At 73.5% G+C, this 13,408-nt stretch carries 13 protein-coding genes; 6 read left to right on the forward strand and 7 right to left on the reverse strand.

The window, feature by feature from the left end; translation table 11 throughout:
• Positions 1 to 112: 112 nt before the first annotated feature.
• Positions 113 to 1,036, forward strand: a complete 924-nt coding sequence (locus tag F4559_RS19590) for a DNA polymerase domain-containing protein (protein ID WP_246445267.1) — start codon at positions 113 to 115, stop codon at positions 1,034 to 1,036.
• A 26-nt stretch (positions 1,037 to 1,062) separates the two neighbouring features.
• Here F4559_RS19590 and F4559_RS19595 read toward each other — a convergent pair whose 3' ends face one another.
• Positions 1,063 to 1,464 (reverse strand): hypothetical protein, encoded by a 402-nt coding sequence (locus tag F4559_RS19595; RefSeq protein WP_184670713.1) that lies wholly within the window; start codon positions 1,462 to 1,464, stop codon positions 1,063 to 1,065.
• Positions 1,457 to 1,837, reverse strand: a complete 381-nt coding sequence (locus tag F4559_RS19600; RefSeq protein WP_184670715.1) for a hypothetical protein — start codon at positions 1,835 to 1,837, stop codon at positions 1,457 to 1,459. Before F4559_RS19600 ends, F4559_RS19595 begins: the two co-directional genes overlap by 8 nt.
• Positions 1,838 to 1,977: 140 nt before the next feature.
• On the opposite strand from F4559_RS19600, the gene F4559_RS19605 reads away from it, so the two are divergent.
• Positions 1,978 to 2,163, forward strand: a complete 186-nt coding sequence (locus tag F4559_RS19605; RefSeq protein WP_184670716.1) for a hypothetical protein — start codon at positions 1,978 to 1,980, stop codon at positions 2,161 to 2,163.
• On the opposite strand, the gene F4559_RS19610 is transcribed toward F4559_RS19605, so the two are convergent.
• From F4559_RS19610 to F4559_RS19625, 4 genes are all read right to left on the reverse strand, one after another.
• Positions 2,160 to 2,558, reverse strand: a complete 399-nt coding sequence (locus tag F4559_RS19610; protein WP_184670718.1) for a hypothetical protein — start codon at positions 2,556 to 2,558, stop codon at positions 2,160 to 2,162. The two genes, F4559_RS19605 and F4559_RS19610, sit on opposite strands and share 4 nt — an antisense overlap.
• The gene (locus tag F4559_RS19615; protein ID WP_184670720.1) at positions 2,548 to 2,958 is read right to left on the reverse strand and encodes a hypothetical protein; all 411 of its coding nucleotides are present in this window, start codon (positions 2,956 to 2,958) and stop codon (positions 2,548 to 2,550) included. The genes F4559_RS19610 and F4559_RS19615 overlap by 11 nt, the downstream gene beginning before the upstream one ends.
• Positions 2,955 to 5,870, reverse strand: coding sequence for an ATP-binding protein (locus F4559_RS19620; protein WP_246445268.1), 2,916 nt, complete (start codon positions 5,868 to 5,870; stop codon positions 2,955 to 2,957). Before F4559_RS19620 ends, F4559_RS19615 begins: the two co-directional genes overlap by 4 nt.
• 115 nt (positions 5,871 to 5,985) lie before the next feature.
• Complete coding sequence (locus tag F4559_RS19625; protein WP_184670722.1) at positions 5,986 to 7,659, reverse strand: hypothetical protein; 1,674 nt, start codon at positions 7,657 to 7,659, stop codon at positions 5,986 to 5,988.
• Positions 7,660 to 7,915: 256 nt separating this feature from the next.
• Between F4559_RS19625 and F4559_RS19630 the strand changes: the two genes are divergently transcribed.
• The 4 genes from F4559_RS19630 (at position 7,916) to F4559_RS19645 (ending at position 12,790) form a co-directional block, all read left to right on the forward strand.
• The gene (locus F4559_RS19630) at positions 7,916 to 9,085 is read left to right on the forward strand and encodes a hypothetical protein (protein ID WP_184670724.1); all 1,170 of its coding nucleotides are present in this window, start codon (positions 7,916 to 7,918) and stop codon (positions 9,083 to 9,085) included.
• A 168-nt stretch (positions 9,086 to 9,253) separates the two neighbouring features.
• On the forward strand, positions 9,254 to 10,240 hold the full coding sequence (locus F4559_RS19635; protein ID WP_184670726.1) for a protein kinase family protein: 987 nt from the start codon (positions 9,254 to 9,256) through the stop codon (positions 10,238 to 10,240).
• A gap of 182 nt (positions 10,241 to 10,422) precedes the next feature.
• Positions 10,423 to 11,523, forward strand: coding sequence for a hypothetical protein (locus tag F4559_RS19640; RefSeq protein ID WP_184670728.1), 1,101 nt, complete (start codon positions 10,423 to 10,425; stop codon positions 11,521 to 11,523).
• Between the two features lie 127 nt (positions 11,524 to 11,650).
• Positions 11,651 to 12,790, forward strand: coding sequence for a hypothetical protein (locus F4559_RS19645; RefSeq protein ID WP_184670730.1), 1,140 nt, complete (start codon positions 11,651 to 11,653; stop codon positions 12,788 to 12,790).
• Positions 12,791 to 12,819: 29 nt separating this feature from the next.
• Here the strand turns inward: F4559_RS19645 and sigC are convergent, their stop codons facing one another.
• Positions 12,820 to 13,392 (reverse strand): RNA polymerase sigma factor SigC, encoded by a 573-nt coding sequence (sigC, locus tag F4559_RS19650; RefSeq protein WP_184670732.1) that lies wholly within the window; start codon positions 13,390 to 13,392, stop codon positions 12,820 to 12,822.
• Positions 13,393 to 13,408: the final 16 nt, after the last annotated feature.

Consider the following 13,408-nt stretch of genomic DNA (forward strand, 5'->3'; position numbering starts at 1 on the left):
CGAGTCCTCCACCCGGGCACCCCGAAACACACGCTCGGGCAGTCCGAAACACGCACTCGGGCACCCGACCGCTCGGGTGGAGGACGCCGCGGACCGGATGCGACAGTGGGGCATGGAGTTCAGCAACCTGGACCAGGCGTTGTTCGACGGCAGCGGGGCGACCAAGGGCGACCTGGTCGCCTACCTGGACGCCGTGCACGCCCGACTGGTGCCGGCCCTGGCCGGGCGGGCGTTGTCGGTCGTGCGGGTACGGCCGGGCCAGGAACCGTTCATGCAGAAGAACCTGCCCAAGTACACGCCCGCGCGGGTGCCCTCGGTGACGTTGTGGGCCGAATCGTCGCGGCGGGACATCCGGTACGCGTTGTGCGACGACCGCGAGACGCTGCTGTGGTTCGCCAACCAGCGCGCGGTCGAGTACCACGTCACGCTGTCCCGGGCCGCCGCGCCCGACCGGCCCACCCACCTCGTGCTCGACCTCGACCCGCCCGAGGGCGCCGGGTTCGACGTCGTGGTCCGGGCCGCGGCACCGGTCCGGCGGGCGTTGGCCGACGCGGGACTGTCCGGCCTGGTCAAGACGAGCGGGTCCAAGGGTGTGCACGTGTTCGTGCCGGTCGACGCCTCGGACGACGACGCGGCGGCGGCGACCCGGGCGTTGGCCGTGCGGGCGGAACGCCTCGACCCGGACGTCGCGACCACGGCGTTCATCCGGGAGGACCGGGGCGGGCGGGTCTTCCTCGACTCGACCCGCGCCTACGGCGCCACGGTGGCCGCCGTCTACAGCCCGCGCATCCGCCCCGGCGTGCCGGTGTCGTTCCCGGTCGACTGGGACGACCTCGGCACGGTCTCGCCGGCCGACTTCACGATCCGGACCGTGCCCGGACTGCTCGGCGACGGCGACCCGTGGGCCGACCGCATGCCCACGCCCCAGCGCCTGCCCGAGGACCTCGTCGCGGAGGGGCACACGATCCCGGTCGCCCGCGTCCAGGCCATGCACGAGGGCAAACGCCGGGCGCGCGCGCGTCGAGCCGATCAATGACCAGAATTATTTGATCAGCACTGAAGTCATCGAACCGATCGGCCCGTGTGACGCAGCCAGAGGAGGCCGAGCACGGGCAGGACCAGCGGGATGAACACGTAGCCGCTGCCGAACCCGGACCACACGGTCGCCTCCGGGAACGCGGACGGCACGACGAGACTCGCCACGCCGACCGTCAGGACACCGCCCAGCTCGACCCCGCACGCGAGGTAGGCGATCCGGCGGGACACGACGCCCGCCAGCGCGGCCGTCGCCAGCAGGTAGACGACCGCCGCGAACGCCGACAGCAGGTAGGCCAGGGGCGCGTGGGAGAAGCGGCCGATCAACTGCACGGCGGACCGGGCGGTCGCGGCCAGCGCGAAGATCCCGTACACCGCGACCAGCAGCCGACCGGGCCCCGACCGGGTGACCTCCGCGAGATCAGCCATGGGGCGTCCACAACTGGGACAGGCGCAGCACCATCACCGGCACGGACAGGCACGCCACGGCCAGCACCCCGGCACCCCAGCGGCTGCGTTCGGCCAGCGACCAGAACGCGCCCAACGGCAGCACGACCGCCGCGCCGACCAGGTAGCCGACGAACGTGCCCGTCTCCAACTCGCGGTCGGTGCCGATCACGGCGACCACACCGGCCACCAGTTGCCCGACCAGACCGAGTTCCAGGGCGACGACCGCGAGCGCCAGGCCCTGGCTCGGCCTGGTCGCGAGCGTGATCGGGTGGTCCAGGACGGCCAGGGCGACCGCCCAGGCGGCGGCGAGCAACGCCAGGACCGTGAGGACGGTCGGCAGTACGGGAATCATCGCGTTTTCCGTCGAAATAGGGTTTCGGGGCCTGGGAAAACTAACAACACACCACGGGCCGCTCACGTCCAGGGCTCGCGAACGTCAAGCTTTGCTCAAATGGGAAGACCTGTGACGGGCGTCTCCCTAGCATTCCCCACATGAGACTACTGCTGTGGATCGCGCTGACCGGCGCGCTGGCCGTGGTCGGTGCGATGACCCTGCCGTTGCTCGCCGGCGTCCTGTTGATCGCGTGCTCGGACACCCACCACTGCGCACGGCGGCGCCGCCGCCAGTCCCGGCCGGGGCACAACCCCACCCCGGCCGGGTACCCCCTGGTCTGCTAACCGCCGGCGCGATCGACCCGGTCCGCCAACGCCTTCAACGCGGCCACGTCACCACCCGTCCGATAACGGGCCTCGGGGTCGCCCAGTTCGTCGGCCACGCGACGGAACGCGTCCGGCAGGCGCCGCACCACGTCGGACGTCAACGCGCCGGCCACCGTCACCGAGTCATCGCCGGTCCGGGTGATCACCGGGTCGCCGTCGTGCACACCCACGGTCAGGTCGACCGTGTAGCGGTCGAGCGCGTCCAACGCGGGCCTGACCGCCTCCAGCGCGGCGGTGACCCGGGCCAGCGCGGGGTCGTCCGGCCCGGCCTCCCGCACCTCGACGACCGCCTGCCGGAACAGGTAGAACCCGGCCTTGTCCAGGCGGATCGCGGTTGAGTCCTCAGAGGACATCGAACTTCTCCTTCCCCAACTTCGGCGTGAACACGGTTCCCGCGTCCCCGTCCTGGATGACCAGGGCGCACTTGTCCGGGTCCCAATGTGCGGTGATGCGCTCTCCCCCGGCGTTCGTCGTGTGCTTCGTCAGCACATCGGGCACCTGCCCGTTGATCACGCCGTCGACGTAGTGGGCCAGCGCGTCCGGGTGCACCCCGCGCACCAGGTGCGTGCCGCGGCCCTCCAACGCGCGCAGATCGGCGTGCCCGACGATGGCCCGTGCCTCCGGGTCCACCAGGTCGACCCGGTCGACGGCGGCGGGCAGGGGCCGTTCGACCTCCGGCGTCCAGGGGAGGTCGCGGCCCGCACCGAGGTCCCGGTCGTCGGGTTCGGGCCGGTCGGTCAGCTCGGCGTTCACGGGACGACACCCGGGTCGGGCAGCACGGCGAGCGGCCACGTGGTGCCCAGGTCCAGGAACGCGGTGGCGGCCAGGAAGCGGGCCCGGAGCGGGGTCGCGCGGCTGAGCCGGTCGACGGCGGCGGCGTAGGCCCGGTCGCCGGTCACCACCGACTCGTCGGGCTGCCAGGAGTCCGGGTGGTCGCGCAGTTCCGCGGCCTGCTCGGCCGCGTTCCGGCCGGTCAACGTCAGGCCCCGGGCGGACCACGCGGCCGTGTCCGGGTGCGGACCGTCGCCCTCGAAGGTCCGCAGCGCCGCCGCGACGTCGGCCCAGCGGTGGCGGCCCGCCTGCCAGGTGACCTCGGTGCCGTCGCACCCGGTCGACCTGCTGTCCACTGTGGACAGAGCGGACGCGGTCAGGTGCGCGGCGAGCGACTCGGGCCGGTAGTGGGCGGCCAACCCCCGGTAGCGCACGTCGACCGCGTGCCCCACCCGGTGCGCCACCGCGCACTCCACCGTCCGCCGGTCGCCGCGCAGCGAGGCCAGCCACGACCGCCACGGGCGCGGCGCGGGCCGACCGACCAGGTGCGCGATCGTCAGCAGCTCGATCCACAGCACCACGCGTGGTTCCCCGGCCAGCAGGCCGGCGGCGTTGACCTCGCGCGACAGGCACGGCCGGGCGGCGCACAGCGGTCCGCACGCGGCCGTGCGCCGTGACCGCAACGCGACGTCGGGCCCGCGTCCGGTCCGCTCCCGGTCCTCGCCCAGCGGCACGGCCACGCGCACCGGCCGGTCCATGCCGTCGGCGAACACCACCGCACGGCCCGGCGGCAGCGACACCACATGCCGCGACTGGGCTTCGTCCAGGTTCATCGTCGCGCCCACCGCCGCGCGGTCGTCGGCGGCGGGCAGCCGGTGCACGATCTTGAGCGCGGTGTTCTTGACGACGTCCGGCACGATCTTCGCCGGGATCTGCTCGGCGACCACGACGCCTTCGCCGTACGCGCGGATCTCGGCGAGCAGTGCGGTGAACAGCTCCACCGCGTGCGCGCCCGGCGAGCCGGGTTCGGCGCGGCGCAGCAACCGGTGGGCCTCCTCGACCACGGTCACGTGCCGCAGGCCGGAGCCGGTCCCGCGCCGGGTGCGCAGGTGCTGGTGCAGGCGCAGCAGGACGGCGCCGATGAAGAACGCCTTGTCCTGGTCGTCGCCGACGTCCTCCAGCTCCAGCACGACCGGGCGGGCCAGCAGGTCGGCGACGTCGAGCGGGTGGCCGCCGTCGAGGAACCGCCCGCAGGTGCCCAGGCTCAACGCGCTGAGCCGGACGTCCACGAAACCGCGCACGTTGTCGGTGACCTCGCGGCCGTAACCGATGTCCCGCACCACTTCCAGCGCGGCACGGCGCAGATCGGCGAGCGTGGGTCGGCGTGGGGTCACGCCGGGCAGCCGGGACGTGCCGGTCACCGGGTCCCAGCCGAGGTCGGTGTGCGCCCGGAACAGCGCGTGGCTCAGGACCTGGGGGAACGGCTCGTGCGCGTCGAACGCGGCGAGGAACAGCGCGCGCACCTGGTCGAGGTGGGTCTGGAGCGGGAAGCCCGGCTCGGGTTCGAGCGGGTTGAGGCCGACCGGCACGGCGTCGGGATCGCCGGGGCGGATGACGGTGACCGCGCCGATGCGACCGGCCATGGCCGCGTACTCGGCCTTGGCCGGTTCGACCACCAGCCACGGGATGCCCGCGTGGTGCAGGCGTTCCAGGAGGTGGCGGATGGTCTGGGACTTGCCCGCGCCGGTCGCGCCGGCCACGAACGCGTGGCGGTTGAGCGTGGCCGTGGGGAAGGAGAACGTGCCGACCGGGCGGTCGGTGTCGTCGAGGACGTCGCCGAGGACCAGGTCGCCGGAGGTCTCCGGGGTGAGGTCGAAGTCCGCGTGGTCGACCAGGCGGACGCCGGGCAGTTCACGACGCGGGGGCCTGATCAGCCCGGCCACCAGGGCACCGCTCACCGGTGGACCGCCCACACCGGCACCACTCACGACCGGTTCGCCCGCGACCGGGCCGGGCGCGGCGGAGTCGGTCATGAGGGGTCCTGCCGCAGCGGAATCGCCGACCGCGGGGCCGGTCTCGACAGGTCGGGTCACGGCAGGGCCGGTCTCGACGGGTCGGGTCACGGCAGGGCCGGTCGCGATGGGGCCGGTCGCGGTGGGGCCGGTCCGATCGTGGCCGGCCAGGAACGGACCACTCGGTGCGAGGCCGGGTGCGGTCGTGGTGGGCCCGGTCGGCGGGGCCGATCCGTCGGGGATCAGGCGGTAGGGCAGGTCCGCCGACGCGCACAGCGCCGCGGCGGTGCGGCGGGCGTCGAGCGGCGTCGGTCCGGCCACGAACACCTCCACCGCCCAAGCGCCCGTGACCTGGGCGATGGTCAGTTCCTGATAGCGGTGTTCGGCGTGGCGCAGAGCCGTGCGGCTCGATTCCAGGCGGACGTCGCGACGCAGCGGGGGGATGCGCATGTCCAGGTCGGCGAGTTCGTCGGCCACCGCCGCGGCGGTCAGCGGCCGGGCGACGGTGAGCCAGGAGAACGGATCGCCGGAGTGCGCCACGTGCTCGTCGAACCCGCCCACCGGATCGACCGGGACGTCGGTGCGGACGGTGCACCGCACCCATGTCGTGAACGGCATGGCGGGCGGGTCCGCGGGTGCCGCGGTGGCTCCCGGCGGGTACAGCAGGCGGTCGTCGGGTCGAGCGGCCGGGAACGCCGGACGGCCGCCGAAGTACACGTGCACGCGCGGGTCGCCGGGCAGCCGCTGCCAGAGGCCCAGCAGCACTCCCCCGGCGGCGAGCAGCTCGGGGTGCGCGGCCGTGAGGGCGGTGACCAGGGCCTGGTCGGCGTACCGGGGTGTCGAGCGCAGGGCGACCAGGCGCATGCCGTCGAACAGGCTCATCGCGATTTCCCGGCACTGCGGGATCCGGTCCCCGGCATCCGGGCCGGCGGCCGGGAGGCACGCGTGATCGGCGGTGGACAGGCCACGCGACCGGACCGCTCGAAGGCCGCCCGGTTCATCGCGGTTCCCGGGCGACGTCGGGCAGCAGCGCGATACCCGGGTTGCAGTCCCCCAGCACCACGCGCCGGCCGGCCGGACCGACCTCGACCAGCACGAACGCCGTCGGCGGCAGTGCCTGGAGCCGAGTCGGCTCGACGGCGAACTCGTACACCCGCGACGCGGTGCCGCCGACGCCCGTCGAACCGGACCGGGCCATCGACACCGTGTGCTGCCACGTCTCCGTGCGGGCGACCGAGTCGGTGAAGCTGTCGCCGACCTGGCGGGTCAACTGGCTGAGCCGGAACGTGTGCTCACGGCCGATGAACTCGGCCGCCGTCCTGGCCTCCTCGTGGTTGCCCAACCGCATGACGATCGTGGTGCCGTCGCCGGCGCCGAGCAGCTTCCCCAGGTCGCCGCGCAGGTGTTCGAGCACGAGCACGAGCCGGGCACCGACCCTGCGCGACCGCCGGGCCAGGGCCTCGAGTGCGGTGAGTCCCAGGTGGTCGGCACCGATCACGAACAGCGCGTCCCGCCCCGAGCCGCCGCGCACGGCGTGCAGCACGCGGTGGAACAGCACGCGGTCGAGGAAGTCCTTGCGGCGGGCGTGCGCACCGGTCGTGGCCAGCACGGTGAGACCGGGTCCGGGCCAGGTCAGCGGGTCGCCGGTGGTCGCGCCGGCCTCGCCGGAGCCGAGCAGGTCGACCAGGCCGGTCAACGCGCGCAGGGCGTCGGCGGTGCGTTCGGTGGCACCGGCCGCGTCGATGCGGCCGGTGAGGCAGTGGACCTCGGCGCGGGACAGCGACCCGGTACCCGGGTCGTGGTGGCCACGCACCACGCGCAGTCCGGCCGCGAGCCGGGCGAAGGTGATCGGCGCGTCCAGGCAGCGGGTGACCGTGGTCAGCAGGTCGGCGTCGACCAGGTCCGCGTCGGCCGCCGGTCCGCGCAGCGTGGCCACGGCGCCGACCACGACCTCGACCACCTCGTCCGGGGGGAGTCCGGCCAGCAACGCGCCCGCGTGGTCGTGCGACAGCTCGACGCCGGACACCGGATAGCCGGCGGCCCCGGCGAACGCGGCCAGGCCGTCGGCGGTGCGTTGTTCGCTCAGGTCGACGACGAGCACGCCGCTGCCCGCGCGCAACAGCGAGCTGCCGACCGTGGTGACCAGCCCCGCCCAGCCGTCGCCCGTGCCGCCGAACACGTCCACGCGCGCGGCCGTCGTGCGCAGCGGGAACCAGCATTCGGGGACGTCGTGCCGGAGCCGGGCGGACTGCCAGGCGGCGATCTGCCGCCGGTACCGGTCGAGCGCGCGGTCGCGGACGCGGCCGGCCTCGGCGAGCCGGGCGCGGGGCAGGACGACCTCGCGGACGACGATCAAGGCCAGGCCGACGACGAGCACGCTGACCGCGAGCGCCGCACGGGTGGTCGCGGCGGGCACGGGCAGCAGCCAGCCGCCATAGGAAATCGCGCCGACGCCGAGCGACAACAACGGCACGCGTCGGGCGCGTCGCCTTTTCTCCCACCACGCGACCGTGACGTCCACGGGTTCACGCCACCGCGGCGGGTCGTGTTCGTCGTTCTCCGGTGCGGGCACGAATTCCCAGCCCCATCGTTCCGCTCCGGTGAACAGCCGTGCGACCAGTCCGCCGCGCGCGGACGCGCCGTCCACCGACAACGAACCGCCTGCCACCACGCGACCTCCCCCGTGCCTCGCGGAAATCGACGATAGCGACACATTGTCGGGGTGGGCGCGGAAATCACCCGAGCGGTCGCGAGACAAATTCCGGGCCCGTTTTACCGTGCGCAGCGAATATTCCGCGTGACCATTGCCGCGGATGATCGGCGCGGAATACCACTCGATTCCCGGCGGCGGACACGCACCGGTGATCGAATTCGGCCGGTCGGGTGTCACTGGGCCGGCGGCCGGCGGCGGGTTAGGGTTCTCGCCCATGCGCCGCCTGTCGCTCCGCGTAGTCGCCGCCCCGGTGGTCCTGGCCGTGGTGCTCACCGGTTGTGGGACCACGGTCGAGGGTCGTGGGGTCGCTTCGGCACCGGCGGTCACCACGACCGTCCCGCCGACGACCACCACCTCGAGCGTGGCACCCACGACCACGACGACGGCCGTCACCACGACGGTCCCGGCCGCGCCGCCGGACCGGCCCGGCAACCCGGCGGGCACGGCCGCGGTGCCGGCGCAGGCGGCGGCCGTCGACACGAGCCGGCCCACGACCGTGATCGGCGACGGCACCCCGGCCGGGTGCACGTCCGAGGCCGTGGTCGCGGCCGTCGCCAAGGGCGGCGTGATCACGTTCTCCTGCGGCCCGGCGCCGGTGCGGATCGCGTTGACGGCCACGGCCAAGGTCCGCAACGACGCACCCGACGTGGTGCTCGACGGCGGCGGGCGGGTCACGCTCACCGGCAGCGGGCAGCGTCGCGTCCTCTACCTCAACACGTGCGACCAGGCCCAGGTCGTCACGACGTCGCACTGCCAGCAGCAGGACGAACCGTCGTTGACCGTGCAGAACATCGCCATCGCGGACGGCAACTCGTCCGGCGACACCACCGAGGGCGGCGGTGGCGGCGGGCTGTTCGCGCACGGCGGCCGACTGCGGATCGTCAACGCCCGGTTCACCGGCAACCGCTGCGACAAGGTGGGCCCCGACCTGGGCGGCGGCGCGGTGCGCGTGCTCGGCCAGTCGAACCCGGTGTACGTCGTGGGCAGCACGTTCAGCGACGGCTCGTGCTCCAACGGCGGCGCGCTCAGCGGCCTCGGCGTCTCCTTCGTCGTGCTCAACAGCGTGTTGGACGGCAACACCGCCGTGGGCACGGGCGCGAACCCGGCCCGCGACGGCACGCCCGGCGGCGGCAGCGGCGGCGCGATCTACACCGACGGCAACAAGTTCGACGTCCGCATCGCCGGGTCCGTCGTGGAGGGCAACACCGCCAACGAGGGCGGCGGCGCGGTGTTCTTCGTCAGCAACGACCGCAGCGGCACGCTGTCGGTGGAGGGTTCGACGCTGAACCGCAACACCAGCAAGGGTTTCGAGACCGAGGGGTTCCCGGGGATCTTCTTCCTCGGCGCCGCCGAACCGAAAGTCGCGAACTCCACGATCCGGTGACACCGGTACCGACTGCCCGGATGATTCGGCGCCACCCCCTGTCATCGACGCCGACGTCACCGGGCAGCCGGCCAGTCCTGTCTACCGGCGCCGATGTTGTCCGGTTTCGCGAACCGCCGACCGGACAACCAAGTCCGGACAAACCTGACGACGGGTAGCGTCGGCCGCATGTCCCGCCTCGCCGACCACGCCGCCGTGTCCACCGCCCTGTCGTTGTTGGGTGACAACGAGTTGCGTACGCTCGTCGACAACGCGCCCGTGGTGCACGAGGGCATCGGCGGCACGGCGGTGCGGTTGACGGTCGAGGGCCGGGACGTGTTCGTGAAGCGGGTCGCGCTGACCACGTTGGAGCGTCAGGGCCGCAACGTCCGGTCCACGGCCAACCTCTTCGGCCTGCCGCCGTGGTTCCACTACGGCCTGGGTTCCGCCGGGTTCGGCGGGTGGCGGGAGCTGGCCGCGCACGTCATGGCGACCGACTGGGTGATCGCCGGGCGCACGGCGGCGTTCCCGCTGCTGCACCACTGGCGCGCGCTCGACCAGGAGCCGCGCGCGGTGGACCTGGCCGAGGTGGAGCGGACCGTCGCGTTCTGGGACGGGTTGCCGTCCGTGCGGCACCGGGTGGAGGCGTTGGCCGTGGCGACGTCCGCCCTCGTGCTGTTCCTGGAACATTTCCCGTACACGCTCGACGAGTGGGCCGGCCGCCACGGCGTGGGCGGATTCGTGGAGAAGGACCTGCTCGACGGCCTCGATTTCCTGCGCGGCAACGGCTTGTGGCACTTCGACACCCACCTCGGCAACATCCTCACCGACGGGGGACGGCTGTACTTCTGCGATTTCGGGCTGGCCTGCTCGACCCGGTTCGCCCTCGACCCGCACGAACGGGAATTCCTCGACCGCAACGTCGCCCACGACCGCGATTACGCGATCCGGTGCCTGGTGGACCGGGTGTTGCGCACCGCCTGCGGCGACGACCGCGAACGTGCCGACGCGGTCCTGCGCCGGTGCGCGGAGACCGGTGACTCCCCCGACCTGGCCGGCATCCCCGAGGCGGACGCGGACGTCGTGCGTCGCCACGCCCGCACCGCGCTCAGGATGAAGCGCTTCTACCACGACCTGGTGGTGGAGAGCCGGCGCACGCCCTACCCGGACGCGTGATCGGCTGGTGCCCGCGGGTCGCGGTGATCGGCCGGCACCACGATCGAGGCGGGGTCGACGGTGTCGCGTGATCGTGCCGTTCTCCGTGTGCCCGAAGCGGTGGACCGCCGGAGACTCGTCTGGAATGTCCGGTACCGCTAGCGTTCGGCGCAGGCCGCCCGGACGCCACCGGAGAACCGCCCATGCAGCTCGCCCTTGTCCTGGCCGCGACCGCGGCCCTCACCACCTCCCCCGCCGCGCCGGCCACCGTGACCGAGATCCTGCCGCCGGCCGGCTACCGGTCGGTGTCGGCCTACGCCCTCAACGACGCCGGGCAGATCGCCGGTACCGCCTACCCCGAGTCCGGCCCCGGTCGGGCGCACCTGTGGCACGGCGGTGCCGTGACCGCTCTCGGCGTCGGTGCCGCCGTCGCGATCGGCCGCAACGGGCACGTGATCATCTCGGAGTTCACCGGCACGAACGGCCGCGTGACCCAGAAGGTGTTCCTCTACCACGACGGCGTCCGCCGCGACATCAGCCCGCCCGGCGAGGGCTACGCGGGCGCGGGCACCGTCAGCGGCAACGGCACCGTGCCCATGAGCTACTCCGACTCCGCGTACAGCGGCAACGTCAACCGGGTCGGTGTGCGGCGCGGCGGCCGGTTCGCCGAGGTGACCATCCCCGACTTCGGCCCGCAGGTGGGGGTCCGGGCGGTCAACGACGGCGGCGAGTTCGTCGGCAGCACCTACCGCACGTCGGCGTTCCGCTGCGACGCCGAGGACGTGTGCACCCGCCTGCCCGTACCGCCGGGTGTCACCGACCCGACGCCGAACGCGCTCAACGAGTCCGGCGTGGTGGTCGGCTACGGCTTCACCGCGGCCGGCCAGGTGCCGTTGCGCTGGGACCACGCCGGGGTGACCGTGCTGCACGACGGTCCCGGCGCGCCGGCCGGTCGGGAGCAGGCGGTCAACGAGCGCGGCGACGTCGTCGGCTGGCGGCAGGTCGACGGCGTCCGCCGGGCGACGCTGTGGCGCGACGGCGCGGCCGTCGACCTCGGCCGGCCCGGCGAGGAGTACAGCGAGACGATCGCCGTCAACGACCTCGGCCAGGTCGTCGGCCGCAGCCGGGTCGACGGTCGTGAGGTGGCTTGGGTGTGGCACCGCGGCAGGTACACCGTGCTGCCGTCGCTCGGCGGGGCGTGGACCAGTCCGATGGTGATCAACAACACCGGCACCGTGGTCGGCACGGCGGTCGACGCCGAGGGCCGCAACCGCGCGGTCCGCTGGACGATCCGCACCTGGTGATCCTCCGGGCGGCGCACTCCCCGGGACGGCGGGAGACTTCGGGATTGCGCCGCCCGGCCCACACTGTGTGCGTGCGCATGTGGTTATGGTTCGGCCAGGCCGCCCGGACGATCACGGAGAGCAGCGCATGCACCTGGTCCGCACCATTACCCTGGCCACCGCGGTGGCCCTGGCCGTACCCGTGGTGGTCGCCACCGGCGCTTCGGCGTCCGTGCGCATCACCGAACTCCCCTCGCTGCCGGGCTTCACGTCGTCCTCGGTCGTCGGGGTCAACGACGCCGGGCAGATCATCGGCACGAGCTACCCGTCCGGCGGTGTGTCGCACGCCGCGCTGTGGACCGGCGGCCGGGTCGTCGACCTCGGCACCGGCAACGGCAGAGCGATCAGCCGCAACGGCAAGGCCGTGCTGACCGACCTGGTCCGGATCAACGGACCCTACGAACACGCCCTGCGCGTGTGGGACGCCGGTGTCACCACCGACATCTCCCCGTCGAGCGTCGGCTTCATCGCCGCGCCCGCGATCAACGGCGGCGGCTCGATCCCGGTCGCGTACTCGTCCTCGCCGTTCGGCTACCACCTCGAACGCGCCGCCGTGTACCGCGACGGCGCCCTGCGCGGCCTGTCGCTGCCCGCGTCCGGCCCGCACCTGTCGCTGCGCGGCATCAACGACGGCGGCCAGGTCATCGGTTCGTGGCAGGCGATGTTCGGCAACGACCGGTTCGTCTTCCGCTGCGAGAAGGACGGCGTGTGCGCCCGCCTTCCGCACCCGACGGGCGGCACCGGCGAGTCCGCGAGCGCCCTCAACGAGTCCGGTGTCGTCGTCGGCAACGGCCGCAACGCCGACGGTCAGCTCGCGCTGCGCTGGGACGGCAACGGCGTCACCGCGCTGCCCGGCGGCGTCGCCGGGGTGGCGAGCGGCGACCAGGCCGTCAACGAGCGTGGCGACATCGTCGGCTGGGTGCGTGCCGGCGGCACGCAGAAGGCCGCGCTGTGGCGGGACGGCGCACTGGTCGACCTGTCGCGTCCCGGCGACGACCAGAGCACGGCGATCGCGGTGAACGACCGCGGCCAGGTGATCGGCACGCGCTCCGGCGGCGGCCGGACCCGGCCGTTCCTGTGGCAGAACGGCGTGTTCACCGACCTGCCCGACCTGGGCGGCGCGTCGGCGACCCCGATCGCGCTGAACAACACCGGCACGGTGATCGGGTCGGCCCAGGACGCGGGTGGCCGCTACGTGGCGGTGAGCTGGTCCGTCCGCGTGTGGTGACGGTCGCGGCGTGGGGCGGGTCGTCCGCCTCACGCCGTTCCGGCGTCCCGGTTCCCCTTGTCCCGCAACAGGTCCTCACGTGCCCGCGCGACCCGTGAGCGGATCGTGCCGACCGGACAGCCGCAGATCTCGGCCACCTCGGCGTAGGACAGGCCGAGCACCTGGGTCAGCAGCAGGGCCTCGCGGCGTTCCGGGCTCAGGTCCGCGAGCAGTACGGTGACCTCGACGACGTCCTCGAACCCGGCCCGGTCGCGACCGGCCGCGCTGGCCGCGTCGGCCGCCTGGTGGTAGTCGGCGGACCAGGCGATCGCGGGTCGGGCACCGGCCGCGCGCAGGTGGTCGACGACCGTGCGCCGGGCGATCGAGAGCAGCCACGTGCGCGCCGACGAACGTCCCTCGAACGCGGGCAGGCTGCGCAACGCGCGCAGGTAGACCTCCTGGGCGAGGTCGTCGGCACGGCCGGGGTCGGTCAAGTGCGCCACGAGCCGCCACACGTCGCGCTGGGTGGCGCGGACGAACCGCTCCAACGCCCGGCGGTCGCCCGCTCCGGCGGCCAGAGCCCACGCGGTGACCGCGCCGTCATCACCGGGTGAGATCGACACGGATCAAGATTAATCC

This window comes from Saccharothrix violaceirubra (assembly GCF_014203755.1).
GTDB lineage: Bacteria > Actinomycetota > Actinomycetes > Mycobacteriales > Pseudonocardiaceae > Actinosynnema > Actinosynnema violaceirubrum.

Bases quoted from the DNA above. Each gene is read 5' to 3' on its own strand.
- F4559_RS19590 (WP_246445267.1), top strand. From the start codon at position 113: ATGGAGTTCAGCAACCTGGACCAGGCGTTGTTCGACGGCAGCGGGGCG.
- F4559_RS19595 (WP_184670713.1), bottom strand. From the start codon at position 1,464: ATGGCTGATCTCGCGGAGGTCACCCGGTCGGGGCCCGGTCGGCTGCTG.
- F4559_RS19600 (WP_184670715.1), bottom strand. From the start codon at position 1,837: ATGATTCCCGTACTGCCGACCGTCCTCACGGTCCTGGCGTTGCTCGCC.
- F4559_RS19605 (WP_184670716.1), top strand. From the start codon at position 1,978: ATGAGACTACTGCTGTGGATCGCGCTGACCGGCGCGCTGGCCGTGGTC.
- F4559_RS19610 (WP_184670718.1), bottom strand. From the start codon at position 2,558: ATGTCCTCTGAGGACTCAACCGCGATCCGCCTGGACAAGGCCGGGTTC.
- F4559_RS19620 (WP_246445268.1), bottom strand. From the start codon at position 5,870: ATGAGCCTGTTCGACGGCATGCGCCTGGTCGCCCTGCGCTCGACACCC.
- F4559_RS19630 (WP_184670724.1), top strand. From the start codon at position 7,916: ATGCGCCGCCTGTCGCTCCGCGTAGTCGCCGCCCCGGTGGTCCTGGCC.
- F4559_RS19635 (WP_184670726.1), top strand. From the start codon at position 9,254: ATGTCCCGCCTCGCCGACCACGCCGCCGTGTCCACCGCCCTGTCGTTG.
- F4559_RS19640 (WP_184670728.1), top strand. From the start codon at position 10,423: ATGCAGCTCGCCCTTGTCCTGGCCGCGACCGCGGCCCTCACCACCTCC.
- F4559_RS19645 (WP_184670730.1), top strand. From the start codon at position 11,651: ATGCACCTGGTCCGCACCATTACCCTGGCCACCGCGGTGGCCCTGGCC.